Origin of the sequence: Kitasatospora sp. NPDC057965, assembly GCF_042887135.1 — a bacterium.
GTDB lineage: Bacteria > Actinomycetota > Actinomycetes > Streptomycetales > Streptomycetaceae > Kitasatospora.
The window spans coordinates 155401-175815 of the sequence record NZ_JBHVPZ010000011.1; the positions used below are offsets into that span (position 1 = coordinate 155401).

The 20415-nt window shown below is 75.1% G+C and carries 20 protein-coding genes; 8 read left to right on the forward strand and 12 right to left on the reverse strand.

Annotation, left to right across the window (positions count from 1 at the left end; all coding sequences use genetic code 11):
• Positions 1-21: 21 nt before the first annotated feature.
• Positions 22-819, reverse strand: coding sequence for an SDR family NAD(P)-dependent oxidoreductase (locus ACFVVU_RS16590; RefSeq protein WP_380689962.1), 798 nt, complete (start codon positions 817-819; stop codon positions 22-24).
• A gap of 164 nt (positions 820-983) precedes the next feature.
• Here ACFVVU_RS16590 and ACFVVU_RS16595 point away from each other — a divergent pair, with 164 nt between their 5' ends.
• Together ACFVVU_RS16595 and ACFVVU_RS16600 are read left to right on the forward strand one after the other, a co-directional pair.
• Positions 984-2411, forward strand: a complete 1428-nt coding sequence (locus ACFVVU_RS16595; RefSeq protein WP_387790514.1) for an MFS transporter — start codon at positions 984-986, stop codon at positions 2409-2411.
• A gap of 230 nt (positions 2412-2641) precedes the next feature.
• Positions 2642-3772, forward strand: coding sequence for a serine hydrolase domain-containing protein (locus tag ACFVVU_RS16600; protein WP_387790516.1), 1131 nt, complete (start codon positions 2642-2644; stop codon positions 3770-3772).
• Positions 3773-3803: 31 nt separating this feature from the next.
• On the opposite strand, the gene galK is transcribed toward ACFVVU_RS16600, so the two are convergent.
• From galK to ACFVVU_RS16620, 4 genes are all read right to left on the reverse strand, one after another.
• The gene (gene galK, locus ACFVVU_RS16605; protein ID WP_387790651.1) at positions 3804-4952 is read right to left on the reverse strand and encodes a galactokinase; all 1149 of its coding nucleotides are present in this window, start codon (positions 4950-4952) and stop codon (positions 3804-3806) included.
• A gap of 2 nt (positions 4953-4954) precedes the next feature.
• On the reverse strand, positions 4955-6175 hold the full coding sequence (galT, locus tag ACFVVU_RS16610; protein ID WP_387790517.1) for a galactose-1-phosphate uridylyltransferase: 1221 nt from the start codon (positions 6173-6175) through the stop codon (positions 4955-4957).
• Positions 6176-6278: 103 nt separating this feature from the next.
• Entirely contained in the window at positions 6279-6605 is a 327-nt protein-coding gene (locus tag ACFVVU_RS16615) for a sulfurtransferase TusA family protein (protein ID WP_387790518.1), read from the reverse strand.
• Entirely contained in the window at positions 6602-7267 is a 666-nt protein-coding gene (locus tag ACFVVU_RS16620; RefSeq protein WP_387790520.1) for an ArsR/SmtB family transcription factor, read from the reverse strand. The genes ACFVVU_RS16615 and ACFVVU_RS16620 overlap by 4 nt, the downstream gene beginning before the upstream one ends.
• A gap of 125 nt (positions 7268-7392) precedes the next feature.
• Between ACFVVU_RS16620 and ACFVVU_RS16625 the strand changes: the two genes are divergently transcribed.
• Positions 7393-8676: an MFS transporter gene (locus ACFVVU_RS16625; RefSeq protein ID WP_387790521.1), complete on the forward strand. Its 1284-nt coding sequence runs from the start codon at positions 7393-7395 to the stop codon at positions 8674-8676.
• 63 nt (positions 8677-8739) lie between these two features.
• The gene (locus ACFVVU_RS16630; protein ID WP_387790523.1) at positions 8740-9123 is read left to right on the forward strand and encodes a zf-TFIIB domain-containing protein; all 384 of its coding nucleotides are present in this window, start codon (positions 8740-8742) and stop codon (positions 9121-9123) included.
• Between the two features lie 556 nt (positions 9124-9679).
• Here ACFVVU_RS16630 and ACFVVU_RS16635 read toward each other — a convergent pair.
• The 5 genes from ACFVVU_RS16635 to paaK form a co-directional block, all read right to left on the reverse strand.
• Positions 9680-10981: an MFS transporter gene (locus ACFVVU_RS16635; RefSeq protein WP_387790525.1), complete on the reverse strand. Its 1302-nt coding sequence runs from the start codon at positions 10979-10981 to the stop codon at positions 9680-9682.
• 155 nt (positions 10982-11136) lie between these two features.
• Positions 11137-11505 carry an ArsR/SmtB family transcription factor gene (locus ACFVVU_RS16640; protein ID WP_380683242.1) on the reverse strand — a complete coding sequence of 123 codons (369 nt, stop codon included), beginning with the start codon at positions 11503-11505 and terminating at the stop codon, positions 11137-11139.
• Positions 11506-11558: 53 nt separating this feature from the next.
• Positions 11559-12560: a tyrosinase family protein gene (locus ACFVVU_RS16645; protein WP_387790526.1), complete on the reverse strand. Its 1002-nt coding sequence runs from the start codon at positions 12558-12560 to the stop codon at positions 11559-11561.
• A 1-nt stretch (position 12561) separates the two neighbouring features.
• The gene (locus tag ACFVVU_RS16650) at positions 12562-12987 is read right to left on the reverse strand and encodes a hypothetical protein (protein ID WP_387790528.1); all 426 of its coding nucleotides are present in this window, start codon (positions 12985-12987) and stop codon (positions 12562-12564) included.
• Between the two features lie 129 nt (positions 12988-13116).
• A complete protein-coding gene (gene paaK / locus ACFVVU_RS16655) occupies positions 13117-14475 on the reverse strand; it encodes a phenylacetate--CoA ligase PaaK (protein ID WP_387790530.1) in 1359 nt (452 codons plus the stop codon).
• Between the two features lie 219 nt (positions 14476-14694).
• On the opposite strand from paaK, the gene ACFVVU_RS16660 reads away from it, so the two are divergent.
• Both ACFVVU_RS16660 and ACFVVU_RS16665 read left to right on the forward strand, forming a co-directional pair.
• On the forward strand, positions 14695-15639 hold the full coding sequence (locus tag ACFVVU_RS16660) for an ATP-binding cassette domain-containing protein (protein WP_380683238.1): 945 nt from the start codon (positions 14695-14697) through the stop codon (positions 15637-15639).
• Entirely contained in the window at positions 15636-17255 is a 1620-nt protein-coding gene (locus ACFVVU_RS16665; RefSeq protein WP_387790532.1) for a hypothetical protein, read from the forward strand. The genes ACFVVU_RS16660 and ACFVVU_RS16665 overlap by 4 nt, the downstream gene beginning before the upstream one ends.
• A 12-nt stretch (positions 17256-17267) precedes the next feature.
• Here the strand turns inward: ACFVVU_RS16665 and ACFVVU_RS16670 are convergent, their stop codons facing one another.
• The gene (locus tag ACFVVU_RS16670) at positions 17268-18005 is read right to left on the reverse strand and encodes a hypothetical protein (protein ID WP_387790534.1); all 738 of its coding nucleotides are present in this window, start codon (positions 18003-18005) and stop codon (positions 17268-17270) included.
• A 94-nt stretch (positions 18006-18099) separates the two neighbouring features.
• On the opposite strand from ACFVVU_RS16670, the gene ACFVVU_RS16675 reads away from it, so the two are divergent.
• Together ACFVVU_RS16675 and ACFVVU_RS16680 are read left to right on the forward strand one after the other, a co-directional pair.
• On the forward strand, positions 18100-18447 hold the full coding sequence (locus tag ACFVVU_RS16675) for a GntR family transcriptional regulator (protein WP_387790535.1): 348 nt from the start codon (positions 18100-18102) through the stop codon (positions 18445-18447).
• Positions 18444-19433 (forward strand): DUF1648 domain-containing protein, encoded by a 990-nt coding sequence (locus ACFVVU_RS16680; protein WP_387790537.1) that lies wholly within the window; start codon positions 18444-18446, stop codon positions 19431-19433. The genes ACFVVU_RS16675 and ACFVVU_RS16680 overlap by 4 nt, the downstream gene beginning before the upstream one ends.
• Before the next feature lie 106 nt (positions 19434-19539).
• On the opposite strand, the gene ACFVVU_RS16685 is transcribed toward ACFVVU_RS16680, so the two are convergent.
• A complete protein-coding gene (locus ACFVVU_RS16685; RefSeq protein WP_387790538.1) occupies positions 19540-20367 on the reverse strand; it encodes a LysR family substrate-binding domain-containing protein in 828 nt (275 codons plus the stop codon).
• Positions 20368-20415 lie beyond the last annotated feature (48 nt).

Sequence of the window (20415 nt, forward strand, 5' to 3'; positions counted from 1 at the left end):
GCGGAGGCGACCGGGCGGAGGTCACCAGCCGTTGGCGACCGCCACCACGCCGCCGTCCACCACGAGGTCCTGGCCGGTGACGTAGGAGGCGCGGGGCGAGAGCAGGAAGGCCACCGCCTCGGCGACCTCCGCCGCCTCGCCCAGCCGGCCGAGCGGCACCAGGGAGCGTACGGCGTCCTGCTGGGCCGGTTCGGTGATCACCTCGTGGAACATCCCGGTGACGATGTAGCCGGGACTGACGGAGTTGATCCGGATGCCGCGCCCGGCGAACTCGCCGCCGAGGGTGCGGGTGAGGTTGTGCACGGCTGCCTTGGTCGCCGCGTACACCGGGGCGTTGGGCAGGCCGCGGTGCAGCGTCCAGGAGGCGTTGAGGACGATCGAGGCGCCGCCGGCGGACCGCTCCAGCAGCGGCAGGGCGTGCAGGACGGTGAACAGGACGCCCTTGAAGTTGACGTCCACGGTGCGGTCGAAGCTCTCCTCGGTCACCTCGGCCGAGGTCTCGAAGACGCCGACCCCGGCGTTGGCGAACACGCCGTCGAGGCGGCCGTAGCGCTCCGCCACCCGGTCGGCCAGCCGGGCCAGTTCGGCGGGCCGGGAGGAGTCGGCGCGGACGGTGAACAGCCTCTCCCCACCGCCGAGTTCGACCTCGGCCCGGCTCAGTCGGGCGTCGTCGCGGCCGGTGATCACGACGCTCGCCCCGCGGTCCAGCAGCAGCCGTGCGGTGGCGAGGCCCATGCCGCTCGTCCCGCCGGTGATCAGCACCGTCCGGCCGTCGAAGTCGCGGGCGGCGTCCGGGGTGTTCTCGTTCAGGTTGGTCATGCCCCCACCCTCGGGGCCGCGGGCGGACCGGACCAGGCCCGCCCGGACCGGGGGTCCACCGGGACCACCCTGGCGCCGGAACGCTTGCGCCATATACCCCCTGGGGGTATGTTTCCCTTCGCCCCTCGGAGACATACCCCCACCCGGTATAGGAGAACGTGGTCATGTCCGACCTCACCGCCGCGGCCCCGGCCGCGCCGCCCGCGGCAGCCTCGCCCCGCCGCTGGACGGCCCTCGGGCTCATCGCCCTCGCCCAGTTCATGGTGATCATGGACACCTCGATCATCGGCGTCGCCCTGCCCGAGATGCGCTCCGCGCTCGGCTTCACCCAGGAGGGCCTGTCCTGGGTCTTCAACGCCTACGTCGTCGCCTTCGGCGGACTACTGCTGCTCGGCGGCCGACTCTCCGACCTGTTCGGCGCCAAGCGGCTGTTCGCCACCGGCTGGGCCGTCCTCGCCGCCGGCTCGCTGCTCGCCGGCCTCGCCGCGAACCCCGGACTCGAACTCGCCGGACGCGCCGTCCAGGGCGCCGGCTCCGCGCTGATCGCCCCGGCCGCGCTCACCCTGCTGATCGGCCTGTTCGGCGCCCGCCCGCAGGAGCTCGGCAAGGCACTCGCCCTGTACGGCGCGGCGGCCCCGGCCGGCGGCACCGCGGGCGTCTTCCTCGGCGGCGTGATCACCCAGTACCTCAGCTGGGAGTGGGTCTTCTACGTCAACATCCCGGTCGCCCTCGGCGTCCTGCTCGCCACCCCCGGCGTGATGCCCGCCGCCCCCGCCCGCCGCGGCTCGGTGGACTGGCTCGGCGCGCTCACCGTCACCGCCGGCCTCGCCGTCTCCGTCTACGCCATCGTCCGTGCCCCGGAGACCGGTTGGGGCTCCGCGCGCACCTGGCTGGTGCTCACCGGGGGCATGCTGCTGATCCTCGCCTTCGTCGCGCTCCAGGCCAAGCGGCGCGAACCGCTGATGCGGCTCGGCATCTGGCGCAGCCCCAACCTGGCCGGCGCCAACCTCGCCCAGCTGCTGATGGCCGCCGCCTGGATCCCGATGTGGTTCTTCCTGAACCTCTACCTCCAGCAGGTGCTCGGTCTGCAGGCCTTCGCCTCCGGCGCCGCGCTGCTGCCGATGACCGCCGCCACCATGCTGATGATGATCGTGCTGGCGCCCCGGCTGATCGCCCGCTTCGGCCCCGAGCCGCTCATCGTCACCGGCCTGCTCGCCCTCGCCGGCGGCATGCTCTGGCTCTCCTTCGCCCGGCCCGACGGCAGCTTCGCCGTCGACGTGCTGCCCGCCTCGCTGCTCGCCGCCGTCGGCATGTCGCTCGCCTTCATCCCCTCGCTCGGCACCGCGCTCGCCGTGCCGAACCCGGCCGAGGGCGGTCTGGCCTCCGGCATCGTCAATACCAGCTACCAGATCGGCTCCGCGCTCGGCCTCGCCGCGATGACCGCGCTGGCCGCCGCCCACGGCGCGCGTGAACTCGGCGACCCGGTCGCGCTGACCGACGGCTTCTCCGCCGCGTTCCTGGGCGCCGCCGCCCTCGCCCTGCTCGGCGCGCTCGCCTCGGCGCTCACCATCCGTACCGCCAAGAGCAGTTGAGGCCACCCGCCGACGCCCGCCCCGCGCCTGCGTCCCCGCCCGGTTCGGCGGGGGCGCAGGCGCGGGGCGGGCCCTGGGCACTCCGGGACTGCAGGACTCCGGGGCTCCGGGGCTCCGGGGCTCCGGGACAACTCCGGGAAGGCTCGGCCCGCAGGATGACCCCCTCCCGCCCGGTGCGGCGCAGGCTGGTGCGACGGGGGACGAGCGCCACGTGGAGCTCGGAGGAACGAATGACGTACAACGGCAAGGCGGTTCGACGCGCCGCGGCCGCGGTGGCGGTGGCCGGCGCGCTGACGGCGGGGATCGCGCAACCGGCGACGGCCGCAGGCGGGCGCGTGCACACGGCCACCAGGGCGGCGATGGAGCAGGCCGTCCGGTCCGGCGAGCTGCCCGGAATGATCGCCGCCACCCTGGACCGGAAGGGAAGTTGGTCGGCGTCGGTCGGTGTGGCGGACACCACGACGGACCAACCCCGGTCGACGCGGGAGCGGTTCCGGATCGGGAGCGTGACCAAGCCCTTCGTCGCGACGGTGGTGCTCCAGCTCCAGGCCGAGGGGCGGCTCGACCTGGACGACACCGTGGAGCGGTGGCTGCCCGGCCTGGTGAGCGGGAACGGGAACGACGGCTCGGCCATCACCCTCCGCCGGCTGCTCAACCACACCAGCGGCGTCTTCGACTACGGCGACGACCCCGGGATGGGCGCCAAGCTCTTCACCCCGGCCTTTCTGACCAGGCGTTACGACACCTACAGTCTGGAGCAGTTGGTGCGGATCGCGCTCTCCCATCCCCCGGTCTTCGCACCGGGCACGGCGTACCGGTACTCCAACACCAACTACCTGCTGGCCGGGATGGTCGTCGAGCGAGTGACCGGCCACCCGTACGGCGAGGAGGTCGAACGGCGGATCATCAGGCCACTGGGGCTGACCGGGACGAGCGTGCCCGGCACCGCGACCGACCTTCCCCGGCCGCACGCGCGCGGCTACTCGAAGCTGTTCGGCGGCTCGGCGACACCCCTGGACGTCACCGAGCTCAACCCCTCGATGGCCGGCTCGGCGGGCGAGATCGTCTCCACCACCGCCGATCTGACCCGGTTCCTCTCCGCCCTGCTGCGCGGACGGCTGCTCCCCCCGGCCGAGTTGGAGGAGATGACCGCTCCCGGGCCGCACGACAGCGGCGGGCTCGGCCTCGGCTCCGGGACGCTCTCCTGCGGTGTCACCGTCTGGGGGCACGACGGCGGCATCCACGGGTCGTCGACGCTGGCGCTGGCCACCCGGGACGGGCGGCACGTGCTGGCGCTCAACGCCAACGCCGACTGGTTCCGCGACAAACTCCCCCTGGTCGAGGCCGAGTTCTGCGGTTGAGCGACCGAACCCGGCCCGCCCGCCGGGGGCGTCAGGCCTCCCGGCGGGCCCCCTCCGACGGGACCGCCCGGTACACGTGCGGCTCGGCGTACCCGGCCGCCGCGAAGGCCTCGACCACCGCCGCGGCCACCGTCTGCGCCTTCTCCGCCGACACCAGGGCGATCACCGAGCCGCCGAAGCCGCCGCCGGTCATCCGCGCACCGAGGGCCCCGGCGGCGACGGCGGTGTCGGCCGCGAGATCGGTCTCCGGGCAGGATGTCCGGTAGTCGTCGCGCAGCGAGGCGTGGCCGGCGGTGAGGATCGGGCCGAGCGCGGCCGGACCGTGCCGCTCCAGCTCCTCGACGGCCCGCTCGACCCGGTCGTTCTCGGTCACCACGTGCCGCACCAACGGGACCAGCTCGGCGGGCAGTTGGACGTAGGCCGCGGGCAGGTCGGCGGGGGCGAGGTCGCGCAGCGCGGGCAGCCCGAGCAGCGCGGCGGCCCGCTCGCAGCCGGCCCGCAGCGCGGCGTAGGCGCCGTCGGCGAGGTCGTGCTGCACCCGGGTGTCGAGGACCAGCAGGGTCAGGCCGGTGCCCGCCAGGTCGAGCGGCACGTGCCGGGCGGAGAGGTCGCGCGCGTCCAGGTGCAGGGCGGCCCCGGCGCGGCAGACCATCGAGGCCATCTGGTCCATGATCCCGCAGGGCACGCCGACGAACTCGTTCTCGGCACGCTGTGCGAGCAGGGCCAACTCCACTGCACTCAGGCCGAGTTCGTACAGGTCGTTGTACGCGGCCGCGACGGCGCACTCCAGCGCCGCCGAGGAGGAGAGGCCGGCGCCGCCGGGCACGTCGCTGTCGAGCAGCACATCGGCGCCGCCCACCTCGTGCCCGGCCGCTCGCAGCGTCCACACCACGGCCGCGGGGTACGAGGCCCAGCCGGCCACCCCGCCCGGGGCGAGCGCGGCGACGTCCAGCTCCGCGGTCTCGCCGGGCACCCGGGTCGAGACGAGCCGCAGCACCCCGTCGGAGCGGCGCCGGGCGTACGCGCGCACGGCCTGCGGGATCGCGATCGGCAGCACGAACCCGTCGTTGTAGTCGGTGTGTTCGCCGATCAGGTTGACCCGGCCGGGGGCCGCCCAGACACCCTCGGGGGCGTGGCCGTAGAGCTCCTCGAAGGTGCTGCCGGGAGCGGTGCTGGTCATGGTCATCCCTGCGGTCCTCCGTCGGTCGGGGCGGTGGGGGCGGCGGTGGGCGCCGTGGCCGTGGGGGCCGTGGTGGGCGCGGCCTCACGCAGACGCCGGGCGGCGTCCTCCGGGGCGACGTCGTTCATGAACGCCTCCATCCCGGACTCGGTGCCGGCCAGGTACTTGAGCTTGTCGGCCGTCCGCCGGACGGTGAACAGCTCCAGGTGGAGGCCGAATTCGGCCTCCTCTCCGATCGGCGCCTGGTGCCAGGCGGCGATGTAGGGCGCGCGGACGCGACGGCCGCCGCCCGCCGGGTCGGTGAAGAGGTTGTCGAACCGGCGCAGCAGGTCGAGGTAGACGCGGCCGAACTCGGCGCGCTCGGCCTCGGTGAGGCGGGTGAGGTCGGGGACCCGGCGGTTCGGGTGGAGGTGGACCTCGTAGGGCCAGCGGGCGGCGAAGGGCACGAAGGCGGTCCAGTGCTCGCCGGCGAGGACGACCCGCGAGGAGGACCGCTCGGCGGCGAGCAGGTCCTCGAAGAGGTTGCGGCCGGTGGCGGCCCGGTGGCGGGCGGCCTGGTCGAGCATCCGGGCGGTGCGCGGGGTGGTGAACGGCAGCGCGTAGATCTGGCCGTGCGGGTGGGCGAGCGTGACGCCGATCTCGACGCCGCGGTTCTCGAAGCAGTACACCTGCCGGACGCCGGGCCGCGCGGAGAGGGCGGCGGTGCGGTCGGTCCAGGCGTCGAGCACCAGGCGGGCGCGCTCCTCGTCCAGGTCGGCGAAGGAGGCGTCGTGGTCGGAGGTGAAGCAGACCACCTCGCAGCGGCCGACGCCGGGGCGACGGCTGAGCACCGGATCCTCGTCGGCGGGCACCCCGGGGTGGGTGCCGGGCTCGCCCGCGAGGGACGGGAAGCGGTTCTCGAAGACCGCCACCTGGTAGTCGGCCGCCGGGATCTCGCTGAGCCGGCCGTCACGGCTGGGGCACAGCGGGCACTCGTCGGCCGGCGGGTGGTAGGTGCGCGCCTGGCGGTGGGCGGCGATGGTCACCCAGGCACCGGTCAGCGGGTCGAGCCGCACCTCGGAAGAGGGCACGGCGGCGTCCAGCGGACGCCGGTCGGCGACCGCCCGGCCGGCGGGCGGTGCGCCCCGGTCGTAGTAGATCAGCTCACGGCCGTCGGCGAGTCCGGTGACGGTCCTGGTCGTCGCACCGGCCGTCCCGGTCGGGTCGGTCACCGTCGCGGGCATGACGTGCTCCCTCTCATGGGGCTTCCCTTCAACCACATGACCAAACAATATCGAACAGGATCCAACATGCACGCCATCGGGCCGGGGCGATCCGCGAACGGGGTCAGCCGGCCACCCGGTGCCAGGGGGCGCCGGGCCGGGTCGGCGCCGGATCCGCCGTGAGCCGCAGGGCGTAGACGTCCCGCCCGTCGGGGTCGGGCACCGGGCCGAGGTAGTCGTGGCCGGTGAGGTGGCACCAGGCGGGCAGGTCGAGCGGCGCCGCCGGATCGGTGCTGATCACGTGCACGACCGCCCCGGCGGGACGGCCCGCGATGCGCCTGCGCAGGTGCAGCAGCAGGGTGACGCAGAGCATGCCGGTGCCGTCGACGACCAGCGGACCGGGTCCGTCGGTTCCGGGTCCGTCGACCCCGGGGCCGGGAGCGGCGGTCATGCGGCGCCCTCCTCGACCGGGAGGGCCGCCAGCCGCCATTCGAGCATGCCGTCGGCGAGCCGCTTCGCGTCGCGACCGCGCGCGGCCAGCAGCCGCACGGCGTCGTGGGCGAGGACGCAGTTGGCGCCGCGGCAGTACGCGACGACCTCCACCGCGCCGGGCAGCTCGGCGAGCCGGGCCTCCAACTGGTCGAGCGGGACGGACAGGGCGCCGGGGATGTGCCCGGCGGCGTACTCCTCGGCCGGCCGCACGTCGATCACGGTGGCGGTGCCCGCCTTCACCCGCGCCAGCAGCTCCTCCCGGGTGAGGTGGTCGGTGTCCTGCGGCCCGAGGTAGGCGGCCCGGGCCTGCCCGGTGGCCGCGAGATGGGCGAGCGCGACCTGCTGGAGCTGCGCGTAGAGGGCGGCGACGTCGGCCCCGGCGAGGCGGTAGTGGATGCGCACGCCGTCGCGGCGGGTGACCACCAGCCCGGCCTGCTTGAGGGTCTGCAGATGGGCGGAGGCGGTGGTCAGCCCGAGCCCGGCGGCCTTGGCGAGGGCGTCGACGCTGCGCTCCCCCTGGGCGAGCAGATCGAGCAGCTCCAGGCGCTTGCCGTTGGACAGCGCTTTGCCGGTGATGGCCAGCGCGTCGAACAGCGCGGCCTTCCGTGCGGGATCTCCCAAGGCATTCTCCATAAATCCATGGATTATTGTAGAACCAGTCGGGTGGACCTGTCGCCCGGCCCGACACCGGATGTCCGACACCTGGATGCCCGACACCCGGATCAGCCCATTCTGGAGGACGGCCCGTGACCGCCACCCTGTCCACTCCCCGCTCAGCCGTCCGACTCGGGCTCCGCGCCAACCTCGCCCAGTTCACCCTGCTGGTCGCGGTCAACGCCCTGGTCGGCGGCATGCTCGGCCAGGAACGCACCGTCCTGCCCCTGCTCGCCGACCGCACGTTCCACCTCTCCGCCTACACTGCCGCGCTGACGTACATCGTCGCGTTCGGCGCGACCAAGGCCGTCACCAACTTCTTCGCGGGCGCCCTCTCCGACCGCTACGGCCGCAAGCCGGTGCTGGTCGCCGGCTGGCTGCTCGCCCTCCCGGTGCCGCTGCTGCTGATCTGGGCGCCGACCTGGGGCTGGGTGGTGTTCGCGAACGTCCTGCTCGGCGTCAACCAGGGCCTGACCTGGTCGACCACCGTCATCATGAAGATCGACCTGGTCGGCCCCGCCCGCCGGGGCCTGGCGATGGGCTTCAACGAGGCCGCCGGCTACCTCGCCGTCGCCGCCACCGCGATGGGCACCGGCGCCATCGCCGCGCACTGGGGGCTTCGCCCGCAGCCGTTCCTGCTCGGCATCGCCTACGCCGCCCTCGGCCTCGGCCTGTCCGTCCTCGCCGTCCGTGAGACCCGCGAGCACGCCCGCGCCGAGGCCGCCCTCCACCCGGCCCCCGCCAACCCCGACCACCACGGCGAGCTGACCACCGGCCAGGTAGCCCGCACCACCAGCCTCACCGACCGGGCACTCTCCTCGGCCAGCTGGGCGGGCATGGTCAACAACCTCAACGACGCCCTCGCCTGGGGCGTCTTCCCGCTGCTGTTCGCCTCCCACGGCCTGTCCGTCGCCCGGATCGGCCTGCTCGCCGCCCTCTACCCGGCGGTCTGGGGGCTGGGCCAGATCCTCACCGGCTGGTGGTCCGACCGGATCGGCCGCAAGCACCTGATCACCGCCGGCATGCTGCTGCAGGCCGTCGCCATCGGCCTGGTCGCCGCCGGCACCACCTTCCCGGTGTGGGCACTCGCGCAGATCCTGCTCGGCGCCGGCACCGCGCTGGTCTACCCGACCCTGCTCGCCGTCATCGGCGACGTCGCCCACCCGGCCTGGCGCGCCCGCGCCGTCGGCGTCTACCGCCTCTGGCGCGACGGCGGCTTCGCGGTCGGCGCCCTCCTCGCCGGAGCCCTCGCCGACGCCTACGGCGTGACCACCGCCATCTGGGCGGTCGCCGCCCTCACCGCCGCAGCGGGCGCGGTCGTCGCGGTGCGGATGTACGAGACCCACCCCCGCCCGGCCCGTGGCGAATCCGCCTGAGCGGGCGACTCGGCCGGCGAATACTCGCTGGACCGGCCGCGGAACGGAGCCGATAGTGGAGCGATGTGCTTCCGTCGCATCAGTTCGAGCCGGCACTTCGTCTGCCCGCCGTGCCGCGCCTCCTTCAAGAAGCGCGACGCGAACGACGACCACGTGAACCGCTGCCCGCGTTGCCGGGGCTCCCTGATCGACGCCGGCCACGACCTGGAGGTCCCCCGGCGCACCGACACGGCCGGGTGGCGGGCACTCACGGTCGTGCTCAACGCGGGCATCACGTTCCACTCCTCCTGCTGCGAGGGCCCCGGCTGGCGACCGCGCACCCCGCGCGAGGTGCGGGAACGCCTGACCGCGGCGGCGAGAAGCGGCACCCCGATCCGCAAGGCCCTCAGCACGGCGACCCCGGCCGACCTCACGGTCAGGGAACGCCCACCCCGCAGACCCCGCTGACCCACCGGGAAGGCACGCAGCCGCTCACCCGGTGACTCGCGAGCGGCCCCGACCACCGGCGCCTGCACGCGGCAGAGCGCCGCCCGTCCCCGGGCGGCCCGGTCGTGAGCAGAGTCCTGGGGCGCGCGAGCCCCGCAGCCACCGAGGCAGCGCGTGCCGGGGCCCGGTCCGACGGCAGCGGAGCGAAGCCGTCGGAGCCGTGGGTCGCCGGTACCGATGCTCCGGTCAACGGTGCCGAAGCCGCGGGCCACACCTTCCCCGAAGCCACCACCGGACAGCGCGGAACGGCTCCATGGGCGCCCTCTCGTCGGGGTCGGAGCGCCAGGGCGGGCGCGACGGAGCCCTCCACCACCCGCGCGGCGCGGGCCTTCGGGCCGTGCCGGGACCACGGCACGGCCCGACGGTCCCTCACCGGCCCGAGCGCGGGCGGGCCCGGGGGATCGTCCGGGCCCGGACGCCAGCAGGCGTCGGGAAGCGGTGGCATGCGGGCCCGGGCGTCAGCAGGCGGCAGGACGGGCCGAGGCGGGAGGGGCGGGACAGGGTCCGGCCCCCGACGTCAGCGGGCAGCAGGACGGCGGCGGGGGCGGGCGCCGAGGAGAGGCGGGACCGGGTGCGGGGGCCGGGCGGGGGGCCAGGTGTGGAGGGCGAGGGTGGCCGCCGCGAGGGCGAGGGCGCCGAGGGCGAGGGTGGCGGCGGGGAGGCCGGCGGTGGCCCCGAGCCAGCCGGCCAGGGGGTAGGCGAGCAGCCAGCAGCCGTGGGAGAGCGAGAACTGGGCGGCGAAGGCGGCCGGCAGGTCCGCCGTCGGCACGGCGGAGCGCAGCAGGCGGCCGCCCGGGGTGAGGATCAGCGAGCCGGCCGCGCCGAGCCCGGCCCACAGCGCGAGCAGCGCGGGCCAGCGCCATCCGCCTCCGCCCGCCGTCGGCCCCGCCGCGGTGACCAGGGCCAACGCGGCGAGCAGGCCCACGACGGCGAACGCGGCGGGCAGCATCACGGCGCGGTCGGTGACCCGGTCCAGCACCCGGGGCAGCAGCAGCGCCACCGTCATCGACCCGGCGCCGTACGCGCCGAGCGCGAGCGGCACGTCGGCCGCCGGCCGGCCCAGTTGCTCGCGGACGTAGACGACGGTGTTGACGATCACCATGGCTCCGCCCGCGGCGACGGCGAGGTCCAGGGCGAGCAGCGCCCGCAGGCGTGGCACGGAGAGGAAGAGCCGGATCCCGGCCAGCGAACGTGAAGCAAGCGCCCCGCCCGGCCCGCGCGCGCCGCCCGGCCCGGCCGAGCCGGCCACGCCGCGGGGCAGGACCACCGAGACCACCAGGGCGGCGGAGGCGAGGAAGCCCGTCACCGTCCCCCAGAAGAGCCAGCGGTAGCCGACCAGCGCCAGCAGCCCGGCGGCCAGCACCGGGCTGACCAGGCTCTCGGTGTCGTAGGCGAGCCGGGACAGCGAGAGCGCGCGGGTGTAGTCGCGTTCCTCGGGCAGGACCTCCGGGACGACCGACTGGAACGCCGGGGTGAACGTCGCCGAGGCCGCCTGCAGGACGAAGATCAGCAGGTAGACCTGCCAGACCGAGCCGACGAACGGCAGCCCGAGCGCCACCCCGGAGCGCGTCAGGTCGGCGGCGACCAGCAGTCGGCGCCGCGGGATCCGGTGCGCGAGCGCGGCGACGACCGGGGCGATCCCCACGTAGGCGACCATCTTGATCGCCAGCGCGGTGCCGAGCACCGAGCCGGCGTCGGCCCCGGCCAGGTCGTAGGCGAGGAGGCCCAGCGCGACGGTGGCCAGGCCGGTGCCGGCGAGGGCGACCACCTGGGCGGTGAACAGGTGCCGGTAGGTGCGGTTGCGGAGGACGGAGAGCATCGGGGACTCCGTTCGGACTCGGCGCGCGGGCCGGGGCATCCCGTTCGGGCTGCCGTCCCTCCAGAATAGGCCAACATGTGCATACCTGTGCACATGTTGAGGACGGCAATCCACCGGCGATCCACCCGGCGGTACGACGGTGGACCGCCGCGCGCTCAGTCGTGCGGGGGCAGCCCGCTGATCTGGTGGTCGGCGACGCTCAGCGCCTCGTGGACCAGCCGCCGCAGGTGTCCGTGCCGCAGCGTGTACACCACCCGCCGTCCGTCCTTTCGGGTCGACACCAGCCCGGCCAGCCGCAGCTTGCCGAGGTGCTGGCTGACCGACGGGCGCGCCGCGCCGGCCGCCTCGGTCAGCGTGGTCACGTCCGCCTCGCCCTCGCTCAGCCGCTGGAGCAGCGCGAGCCGGGTGCGGTCGGCGAGCAGGGCGAGGATGCCGGCCGCCACGTCCAACCGCTCGTCCAGCCGCCCGTCCGCGCCGGAGTGCTGCGATACATGTGCACCTGATACCTGGACGCTGCCGCTCATGGCCTCAGCTTAGGGCGTGTCCGGCGACTTCCCGCCGGGCCCGCGTCCCGGCCTCAGGGCAGTACGTCGTAGGTGTAGACGGCGGTCGAGTCGAGGACGGACTCCGGCGTGGCGGAGGCGCCGAGCGGGGAGACGATCGGGTCCTTGAGACGGTGGCCCCGCAGCGAGGCCGGCGCGGACTGGTCGGGGAGGTAGTGCCGCCCGTTGCGCCGCATCCAGCCCTCCCAGATCCGGTCGATGTTGCAGTGGTGCAGGTAGAACGCCGGCTCGTTGGGCGAGGAGGCCAGGCCCATGTCACGGCCGATGTAGACGTGCACCAGGTTGTGCAGGCCGAAGGGGTTGAACCCCTCCAGGCGGTTGCGGAAGCCCTCCGAGCTGACGTCCCACGGCGCGAAGTCGTAGACGGCCAGGTTGGGGTCGCCGGTCACCGGGTCGGTGTCGTACGCGGCCGTGACGTCGGCGGCGGTCGGCAGGTTGGGCGCGTCCACGCCGAGGGCCCGGCGCAGACCGCGCGGCGGGCGGTTGATCAGCGTCAGCATGGAGTTGACGTCGATCCGGACGCGGAACGCGTCGGGATCGCCGGGGTTGGCCGGGTCGACACCGAACGGGCCGTCGGTGACCGCGCCGCCGGCGGCCGGGGAGCCGGTGCCGCCCATGCAGGTCGGTTTCCAGAAGTCGCTGTCCGACGGGCGGTCGAGCGCCGCGTCCGCCGTCCAGTCCCAGTAGGGCAGGCCGAAGGACGGATCGCCCAGGACGCGCTGGAGGTTGGCCTCCAGCAGGCCGAGCATGACCCGGTGCCAGGGCAGGAAGATCGGACCGCGGTGGGCGGCGTTGCGGACGTCGGGGTCGCCGCCGGGCGGGACGGCGGTGCGCATCGACATCACGTGCCAGATCACGAAGAGGTCGTAGGTGCGGACCTTCTCCGCCGGACCGGCGATGCCGAAGTCGGCGGTGGTGAAGGTGCTCTGCTCGCGTTTGAGCAGGTTGACGCCGGAGGTGTAGGCGTCGCGGACGGCGGGGTCGGTGAGGATGTTCCTCCGGACGACGGCGGCCATCTCAACCACCTCCGTGCCCGTGGCCGTGGCCGCCGCCCATGTCCATGCCCGTACCCATGCCCATGCCCATGCCGGTACCCGTGCCGGTGCCGGACCCGGAGCCGGAGCCGGCCGCGCCCGTGAACTCGTCGGGGTAGTTGTCGATCAGCGCCTTCACCGCGTCCAGCGCCGAGAGGAACCGGTACGCGGGCAGCGCGTGGCAGTGCACGGTGCCGTTGTCCTCCACACCGATGTGCGCGCCGATCGGGCGGCCGTCCACGGTGATCTCGTACCGGGTGGTGACGACGATCCGGTGATCGTCGTACAGCGTCGTGCGGACCGTCGTCGCGGGCCCCATGTGATGGGCGGCCGGCGGGCGCGGCAGGCTGCTGAGGTAGCCACCGAGCTTCGCCGGAGTCGCGGCGGCGGCCAGGCCTTCTGGGTCCATGGCTGACTCCCGGGCTGAGGGCGGCCCCGGGCGTGCCCCGGAGCACGGTTCTCCCGCCTCCCACCGTCCCGCAGAACCGTCCGCCGCGCGCGGCGAGTCGGCGTCCCCGCAGGTCGGCCGCCCTCCAGGTCAGTTCTCCCGGAGGTCCGCGATCCGGCGGATCTTGCCGACCGAGCGCTCCAGGCTGTACGGGTCCACCACCTCGACGTCCACGCTCACCCCGACCCCGTCCTTGACGCCCCGCGCGATCTCCGCGGCGGCCGCGGCCCGTTGCTCGGGCGCGGCGTCCGGGCGCGCCTCGACCCGCACCGTCAGGTGGTCCAGCCGGCCCCGACGGGTCAGCCGGAGCTGGAAGTGCGGCGCCACGGCGGGCACCCGCAGCAGGACCTCCTCGACCTGGGTCGGGAAGAGGTTGACCCCGCGCAGGATGATCATGTCGTCGCTGCGGCCCGTCACCCGGGCCATCCTGCGGAAGGCGGGGCGGGCCGTGCCCGGCAGCAGACGGGTGAGGTCGCGGGTTCGGTAGCGGATCACCGGCAGCGCCTCCTTGGTGAGCGAGGTGAAGACGAGTTCACCGCTCTCGCCGTCCGGCAGCACGTCGTCGGTCAGCGGGTCGACCACCTCGGGGTAGAAGTGGTCCTCCCAGATGTGCAGGCCGTCCTTGGTCTCCACGCACTCCTGCGCGACGCCGGGCCCCATCACCTCGGAGAGGCCGTAGATGTCGACGGCGTGGAGGTCCATCCGCCGCTCGATCTCGGCGCGCATCTCCTCCGTCCACGGCTCGGCGCCGAAGATGCCGACCTTGAGCGAGGTCGACCGCGGGTCGACGCCCTGCCGCTCGAACTCGTCGAGCAGGGTGAGCAGGTAGGACGGGGTGACCATGATGATCTCGGGGCGGAGGTCCTGGATCAGCTGGACCTGGCGGGCCGTCATGCCGCCGGACGCCGGGATCACCGTGCAGCCGGCGCGCTCGGCGCCCGCGTGCGCGCCCAGGCCGCCGGTGAACAGGCCGTAACCGTAGGCGATGTGCACCGTGTGGCCGGGCCGCCCGCCGGCCGCCCGGATCGAGCGGGCCACCACGTCGGCCCACACGTCGAGGTCGTGCTCGGTGTAGCCGACCACGGTGGGCCGGCCGGTGGTGCCGCTGGAGGCGTGGATCCGGCGGACCTTCTCCTTCGGCACGGCGAACATGCCGAACGGGTAGGTGTCGCGCAGGTCGGCCTTGGTGGTGAAGGGGAAGCGGGCGAGGTCGGCGAGGGTGCGGCAGTCCTCGGGGGCGACGCCGGCCGCATCGAACTTGCGGCGGTACAGCTCGACCTCGTCGTAGGCGTGGCGCAGCGTGGCCCGCAGGTGCGCGAGCTGGTGCGCGCGCAGCTCCTCGCGGGTCATCCGCTCGCCGGCGTCCAGCAGTCCGTCCGGCGGCGCCTCGCCCAGCCGCACCGTCCCGGGTGCCCCGGCTCCGCCCGGATCCGCCGTTCCGCCGCCCATCGCGCCTCCCTCCGGCAATACCGACCGATCATTCGGTCGGCACTCTCGACGGGGCCAAGTAATCCAGTACCCGAACCACCTGTCAAGGGTCGGCGCGCGTCAATCCGCGTCCTTCGTCAGGGCCGATCTCTGCCGAACGGCAGATGGCAGGGGCCCGCCGACCAGGAAGGCTCATCGACGTCACCCACCGTGAACGTACCCGCTGGAAGAGCCGATCGCATGAGCCGACCCGACCTCCGCCCCTCCTCCCGGACCGAGGACCCGCCGTACCTCGAACTGACCGACGTCAGCAAGGTCTACCGCGGCGGCAAGCGCGCCGTCGACGGCCTCTCGCTGCGGCTCGGCCCCGGGCTGCTCGGCCTGCTCGGACCGAACGGCGCGGGCAAGTCCTCGCTGATGCGGATCGTCGCCACCGTCACCCGGCCCACCTCCGGCCGGCTCACCTACCGGGGCGCCGACGTGCTCGCCGGACCCGAGCGGCTCCGCCGCGAACTCGGCTTCCTCCCCCAGGACTTCGGCGTCCACCCGCAGCTCACCTCGCGCGAGTTCCTCGGCTACCTGGCCGCCGCCAAGGGCCTCTCCGCCCGCTCCGCCCGGGCCCGGATCGACGAGCTGCTCGCCCTGGTCAACCTCACCGAGGCGGTGCGCCGCCCGCTGGGCGCCTACTCCGGCGGCATGCTGCGCCGGGTCGGCATCGCGCAGGCGCTGCTGGGCGACCCGCGCGTCATCGTCGTCGACGAGCCCACCGCCGGACTCGACCCGGAGGAACGGGTGCGCTTCCGCAACCTGCTGAGCGCGCTCGCCGAGGAGCGGGTGGTGCTGCTGTCCACCCACATCGTCTCGGACGTCGAGTCGGTGGCCGGGGACATCGCGGTCGTCGCCGACGGGCGGCTGCTGCGCCGGGGCAGCCCGGAGGAGCTGCTGCGCGACCGGAGCGGACGGGTGTGGGAGGTCCTGGTGGACGCCGGGGCGGTCGCCGCCGTGCAGGCGCGGTACGTGGTGAGCCGGATGGTGCGCACCGGCGACGGCCGGGTCCGGCTGCGGCTGCTCGCGGACGGTTCGCCGTTCGCCGACGCGGTGCCGGTCGCCCCGGACCTGGAGGACGCGTACCTGGGCCTGGTCCGGCCCGCCGCCGTCAACGACCGCCCGGAGGTGCGGCGATGAGCACGACCACCCTCGCCGCCGGCCGTGCCGGGGCGCCCGCCCGGCTCTGGCGGCTCGCCCTCGGCGACTTCCGGGACCGGGTCCGCCGCCCCGTCTACGCGGTGACGCTGCTGGCCGCCGTCGGCCTCGGCCTGCTGGCCGTCCCGCCCGCCGACGGGCACTGGGCGGTCCTCGCACTGGGCCGCTACCGGGGCGAGTACACCAGCGCGTACGTCGGCACCGCGACCGCGCTGGCCGGCGCGCTCTGGCTCACCATCGGCGGCTTCTACGTGGTCCGCAAGGGGCTCGGGCGCGACGAGGAGACCGGCGTCGGCCAGCTCCTCGCCGCGACGCCGCTGCGCACCGTCGAGCTGCTGCTCGCGAAGTTCCTCGGCAACCTGCTGGTCCTGGCGTCGATGCTCGGCGTGCTCGCGCTCACCGCGCCCGCCCTGCAGCTGGTCCGCGGCGAGGACCGCTCGCTCGACCCGGCCGCCCTGCTGACGCCCTTCCTGGTGCTGACCCTGCCGCTGCTCGTGGCGACGGCGGCGCTGGCCGTGCTGTTCGAGACGGTGCCGCTGCTGCGCGGCGGGCCGGGCAACGTCGTCTGGTTCGCCTTCGCCCCGGCCCTGCTGATCGCCGGGGAACGGCCCGGCGCCCCGCTCGGCGGGCTGGGCCTCGGCCCGGTGGCCACCTCGCTGCGGGACGCCCTGGCCGCGCGCGGGGTCGACCTCGGCGGCGAGGAGTTCAGCCTCGGTCTGACCAGAGTGGACACCCCGCTGGAGCCGTTCCCCTGGGACGGCGTGGGCCCGGACGGCGGCTTCCTCGTCCAGCGGCTGCTGCTGGTACTGCTCGCGGTGGCGATCGCCGCCCTGCCCGCGCTCTGGTTCGCCCGCTTCGACCCGGCGCGCCGGGCGTCGGCCGAGCGCAAGCCGCTCCTGGGCGGTGGCGAGGAGGTGCCGGCGCCCGCCGCTCCCCCGGTGCTCGCGCCCGCCCTGCCCGCCGCCGCCCCGGCCCACGCGGGGACGGGCCGCGGCTTCGGCCGCCTGCTGCTCGGGGAGGCCCGGATGCTGTTCGCCGACGCCTCGCGCTGGTGGTGGCTCGCCGCCGCCGGTCTGGTCGTGGCCGGCCTCGCCGTCCCGCCGGACACCGGGGCGGGCGCGGTGCTGCCCGCCGCCTGGATCTGGCCGGTGCTGATCTGGTCGCGCCTCGGCAGCCGCTCGGCCGAGTACGGCCTGGAGGCCCTGCTCGGCGCCTACCCGGCCGCCCGCGCGCGGCTGCTCGCCGAATGGGCCGCCGGGGTCCTGCTCACCGGCCTGGTCGGCGCGGGCGTCCTGGTCCGCCTCGCGGCGGCCGGCGACGCGGCCGGGGTGGCCGCGTGGTCGGCCGGCGCGCTGTTCGTCCCCTCGCTGGCCCTCGCCCTCGGCACCGTCTCCCGTTCCCACCGCCTCTTCCAGGCCCTCTACCTCCCGCTCTGGTACCTGGTGGTGAACCAGGTCTCCGCCCTCGACTTCATGGGTGCGGTCCGCCGCGCCGGCCACCTCGCGGGCCCCTCTCCGATCCTCGTCACCGCCCTGGCACTGGCCCTGCTCGCCACCACCCTGGTCGCCGCCTCGGTCCGCCGGGCACTGCGCGGCTGATCACGCGGCTGATCACCGGTCGGCGGCGATCGCGTCGGCGACCGCGAAGTCGGCCTCGCAGACGGGGCAGACCGCGCGCCCGAAGACGTACGTCAGCACCCCGGCGACCTCGCCCCGGCCGTCGGCGAGCGCGAGGTCGTGCAGGCGCCGGCCGAGGCCGTCGAGCTCGGCCGGGGCCGCGGCGCGCAGCGGACGGGTCTCGACCTCCGCGTCCGCCGGCGCGTAGTCCTCGGCGGTCGAGAAGAACCCGGACTCGCCGAGGGCGAGGTACAGGTCGGCCTCGCAGCCCGGACACCCGATCTGGAACTCCTCGTTGACGATCCCCCGGGCCGGCTCCTCACTCCAGCCGGGGACGCCTTCGAGGCCCAGCAGGGCTTGCAGGAGATGCACGTAGTCGGCGGCTTCCGCGCCGCCCCTGAGCTGCCGGTTCGCCGCCGCCAGCAGGGTGGCGGTCTCCACCGCGAACCGCGAGCGGACCTCGCCCGCCCCGTGGTCCTGCCCGGCCCCGGCCATGATCGCGCCGGCCAGCACCACGGCGTCGACCTCCTGCTCCCGGTCCCCGCACCCGGCCCGCGCGGCCAGCCAGGGCAGCGCCGCGAAGCTCGCCGGGTAGACGGTGCCCTGGTGGCACAGCGCCGACCACAGGTCGCTCCACAGGTCGGCGGTCGGCGCCACGACGAGCCGGTCCAGCAGATCCGGGATGTCGTCGGCGGGGCCGTAGGCATGGGTGAGTCGGGACCAGTCCGTCATACCCGGATCCAACCAGCCCGGTGGGCCCGGCCCGCGGACCGGGGGTCGCCGTCCCGTGGCAGGACGCCAGTATGGTGCTACTGTCACTAGCACCATGTTGCTGAAGCTGGAGGCCGGCGACCCGCGGCCGTTGCACGAGCAGGTCGCGGGAGCGATCCGACGGGCCGTCGGGGACGGCGAGTGCGTGCCCGGCGAACGGCTACCTCCGGCACGGGAGTTGGCCGCGGCGCTCGGGGTGAACGCGAACACGGTGCTGCGGGCGCTGCGGGTGCTGCGCGACGAAGGGGTGCTGGAGTTCCGGCGCGGGCGCGGCGTCACGGTCGTCCAGGGCGCCGACCGGCGTGCCGAACTGCTGGACTCGGTGCGCCGGTTGGTCGCGGACGCGGCGCACGCGGGCTTCGGCCGGGAGGACGTCGTCGAGATGATCAGGGGGCTGGAGTGAGCAGGGATTCGCGGCGGGACGGCCGACACGGCGGGCAGGCGGCGGTCCGGGCCGTCGGGGTGCTCGGGGTGCTCGTGCTGCTGCTCGGGCTGCCCTGGATCGCCCGGGGCCGGCTGCCGGAACCCGTGGCCACGCACTGGAGCGGGGCCCACCCGGACAACTCGTCGTCGCTGACGGTCGCCGTGCTGTTCCCGGCCGGAGTGTGGGTGGCCGGGGCCGCCGTGGCGGAGGTCGCCCGGTGGCGCGGCGGGGAGCAGGCGCGGCTCTGGTCCGCGGTCGCAACGGCCTTCGGGGGTGCGTTTCTGACGGGCATTCAGGCTTCGATCGTCTCGGCCAATCTGGATCGCCCGAGCTGGCAGGAGGCCCGGCCGGTGGGCGCCGAGGTGGCGCTGGTCCTGGCGGCGGCGGTCGCGGCCGGCCTGGTGGCCTGGTGCCTCGCCCGGCGCGGCGGACCGGCCCCGCGCCCCGTGACGGCCGCCGAGAGGCCGCAGCTCGAACTCCCGGACGGGCAGCGCGCCGTCTGGCTCTCCCGGGCGGCCAACCCGTGGCTGGGCCTGCTGGCCGCCGTGACCGGACTGGGCGCGGCGGGCTCGGCCCTGGCCGGGTTCGCCGGGCTGGGCGCCCCGGCCTGGGCGGCGACTGTCCCGCTGGCCGTCGTCGCGCTGGCGGGGGCCACCTGCTCCTCGGTGCGGACCCGGGTCACCGAGCGGGGCCTGACCGTGGCGTTCGGCCCGCTCGGCCGGCCGTCCCGGCACTGGGCTCCGGAGCAGATCGCCTCGGCCTGGGCCGAGCAGCGCTCCCCGGCCCAGGTGGGTGGCTGGGGCTACCGGATGAGCGGTCTGGGCACCACGGTGATGCTGCGCCGCGGCGAGTGTCTGGTGATCCGCCCCCGCAGGGGCGCGGACTTCGCGGTGAGCGTGGACGACGCCGAGCGCGGCGCCGCCCTGCTGAACGCCGTGGCCGCCCGCCGGACCACCGCCGGGTGAGCCGGCCGACCGCCCCACCCGGCGGACGGGACCCCCGCCTCGGAGCAGGAAGTCGGCGGGTCCGACCTCCTACTCCGACCACCGGCGCGGACCCGCCCGCCCCCGATCACCCGCGGCGCTTCGGGCGGCCACGGCGAGCGGCCGCCGAACCGCCGGAGGAGGTACCCGAGCCGCCGCGCGGGCGGCCGCCGCCGGTGGTGCGGCCCGCGGCCGGTCGGCCGCCGGTGCCCTTGCCCGTGTTCTTCGCGGCACCGCCGCCCTTCGTCGCACCGCCCTTCGTCGCACCGCCCTTGGCCTCGGCCGCGGGCTCGGCGGCGGTCCGGCCGCGGCCGCGGGAGCTGTTGACCGTCCGGCCGCGGACGATGCCGATGAACTCCTCCACCAGGTCGGTGGTCCGGTCCTCCGGCCAGGACAGCGCGACCCGGGACTGCGGGGCGTCCGTCATCGGCCGGTAGGTGAGGTCGCGCCGGTGGTGCAGGCGCGCCAGCGACTGCGGGACGAGCAGGACGCCGACATTGGCCGCGACCAGCTCGATCGCGTCCGCCGTGGTCGCCGGCCGCTCGACGGCGGGCCGGCCGGGCAGCTGCTCCCATTCGAGTGTGTCGTCGAGCGGGTGGAAGACCACCTCGTCGGCGAGGTCCTCGACGGTGGCCTCCTCGGCCGCCGCCAGCCAGTGGTCCTTCGGGAACACCACCACCGTCGTCTCGGTGTAGAGCGGGATGGCGCTCAGGCCGGTCCGCTCGACCGGCAGCCGCACCAGGCCCGCGTCCGCGTCGCCCGCCCGCAGCGCGGGTTCGCCGTCGGCGGCGTCCACCGCGACCAGGGCGAGCGGAACGTCCGGCAGCCGCTCCGACCAGACGCGCGCCCACTTGCCGGGGGTCACGCCCGGGACGTACGCGAGCCGGAACGAGGGTGTCACCTGCATCTCTGTCACCCGACCAAGGCTACCGACCGTGACAGCCGGCCCCCGCCGCTCGCTTAC

What these genes read in the sequence shown, in the direction of transcription:
- ACFVVU_RS16590 (WP_380689962.1), bottom strand. Translation starts at nt 819, where the DNA reads ATGACCAACCTGAACGAGAACACCCCGGACGCCGCCCGCGACTTCGAC.
- ACFVVU_RS16595 (WP_387790514.1), top strand. Translation starts at nt 984, where the DNA reads ATGTCCGACCTCACCGCCGCGGCCCCGGCCGCGCCGCCCGCGGCAGCC.
- ACFVVU_RS16600 (WP_387790516.1), top strand. Translation starts at nt 2,642, where the DNA reads ATGACGTACAACGGCAAGGCGGTTCGACGCGCCGCGGCCGCGGTGGCG.
- galK (WP_387790651.1), bottom strand. Translation starts at nt 4,952, where the DNA reads ATGACCAGCACCGCTCCCGGCAGCACCTTCGAGGAGCTCTACGGCCAC.
- galT (WP_387790517.1), bottom strand. Translation starts at nt 6,175, where the DNA reads ATGCCCGCGACGGTGACCGACCCGACCGGGACGGCCGGTGCGACGACC.
- ACFVVU_RS16615 (WP_387790518.1), bottom strand. Translation starts at nt 6,605, where the DNA reads ATGACCGCCGCTCCCGGCCCCGGGGTCGACGGACCCGGAACCGACGGA.
- ACFVVU_RS16630 (WP_387790523.1), top strand. Translation starts at nt 8,740, where the DNA reads ATGTGCTTCCGTCGCATCAGTTCGAGCCGGCACTTCGTCTGCCCGCCG.
- ACFVVU_RS16635 (WP_387790525.1), bottom strand. Translation starts at nt 10,981, where the DNA reads ATGCTCTCCGTCCTCCGCAACCGCACCTACCGGCACCTGTTCACCGCC.
- ACFVVU_RS16640 (WP_380683242.1), bottom strand. Translation starts at nt 11,505, where the DNA reads ATGAGCGGCAGCGTCCAGGTATCAGGTGCACATGTATCGCAGCACTCC.
- ACFVVU_RS16645 (WP_387790526.1), bottom strand. Translation starts at nt 12,560, where the DNA reads ATGGCCGCCGTCGTCCGGAGGAACATCCTCACCGACCCCGCCGTCCGC.
- ACFVVU_RS16650 (WP_387790528.1), bottom strand. Translation starts at nt 12,987, where the DNA reads ATGGACCCAGAAGGCCTGGCCGCCGCCGCGACTCCGGCGAAGCTCGGT.
- paaK (WP_387790530.1), bottom strand. Translation starts at nt 14,475, where the DNA reads ATGGGCGGCGGAACGGCGGATCCGGGCGGAGCCGGGGCACCCGGGACG.
- ACFVVU_RS16660 (WP_380683238.1), top strand. Translation starts at nt 14,695, where the DNA reads ATGAGCCGACCCGACCTCCGCCCCTCCTCCCGGACCGAGGACCCGCCG.
- ACFVVU_RS16665 (WP_387790532.1), top strand. Translation starts at nt 15,636, where the DNA reads ATGAGCACGACCACCCTCGCCGCCGGCCGTGCCGGGGCGCCCGCCCGG.
- ACFVVU_RS16670 (WP_387790534.1), bottom strand. Translation starts at nt 18,005, where the DNA reads ATGACGGACTGGTCCCGACTCACCCATGCCTACGGCCCCGCCGACGAC.
- ACFVVU_RS16675 (WP_387790535.1), top strand. Translation starts at nt 18,100, where the DNA reads ATGTTGCTGAAGCTGGAGGCCGGCGACCCGCGGCCGTTGCACGAGCAG.